General features: G+C 59.7%; 2 protein-coding genes. One reads left to right on the forward strand and one right to left on the reverse strand.

All coding sequences use genetic code 11. From position 1 onward, the window contains the following. Positions 1–724 (forward strand): cyclopropane mycolic acid synthase family methyltransferase (locus tag A5713_RS26505; protein WP_068099195.1); only part of this gene is annotated, 724 nt, incomplete at its 5' end. Between the two features lie 21 nt (positions 725–745). Here A5713_RS26505 and A5713_RS27995 read toward each other — a convergent pair. Further along, the coding region (locus A5713_RS27995; RefSeq protein ID WP_197516331.1) for a class I SAM-dependent methyltransferase at positions 746–871 on the reverse strand (126 nt) is incomplete at its 5' end.

The following is an 871-nucleotide window of genomic DNA, read 5'->3' on the forward strand; positions in this document are numbered from 1 at the left end:
GGCCCAAATCGCCAAGTTCGACTTGGCGCTGGGAAAGCTGAACCTCGAGCCCGGGATGACGCTGCTGGACATCGGCTGCGGCTGGGGCGGGGCGATGAAACGGGCCGTGGAGAAATTTGACGTCAATGTCATCGGAATCACGCTGAGCCGCAACCAGTTTGAATACAGCAAGAACAAGCTGGCTGGATTGCCGACGAATCGCACCGTGGAGGTGCGGCTGCAGGGCTGGGAAGAGTTCGAGGACAAGGTCGACCGGATCGTCACCATCGGCGCCTTCGAGGCTTTCAAGATGGAGCGGTACGCCGCGTTCTTCGAACGCGCCTACAACATTCTTCCCGACGACGGCCGCATGTTATTGCATACCATTTTGACCTACACCCAGAAACAGCAGTACGAACGCGGCGTCTCCATCACGATGAATGATCTTCGATTCGCGCGCTTCATTGGCACTGAAATTTTCCCGGGCGGACAATTGCCGGCGCAGGAAGACATCTTCAGGTTCGCCGGCGAAGCGGGGTTCTCCGTGCAGCAGGTCCAATTGCTGCAGGAGCACTACGAGCGCACGCTCAATATCTGGGCGGCCAACCTGGAGGCCAACCGCGAGCAGGCGGTCGAGCTGCAGTCCGAAGAGGTCTACGACCGCTACATGAAGTACCTGACCGGCTGCGCGAAGCTGTTCCGCCAGGGTTACACGGACGTCGACCAGTTCACGCTGGAAAAGTAGCGGTCCCCGGCCCCTCGCCACCTACTTCACGAGGGTGAACTGCCCGACATTGCTGATGCCCTTGCGGAAGAAGTTCTCACAGCCGGTCAGGTAGTGCATGTACTTGCCGTAGACCTCTTCGGACTGCAGCTCGACCGCCTGCTCGCG

This window comes from Mycobacterium sp. E2497, from assembly GCF_001668695.1.
Classification (GTDB): Bacteria; Actinomycetota; Actinomycetes; order Mycobacteriales; family Mycobacteriaceae; genus Mycobacterium.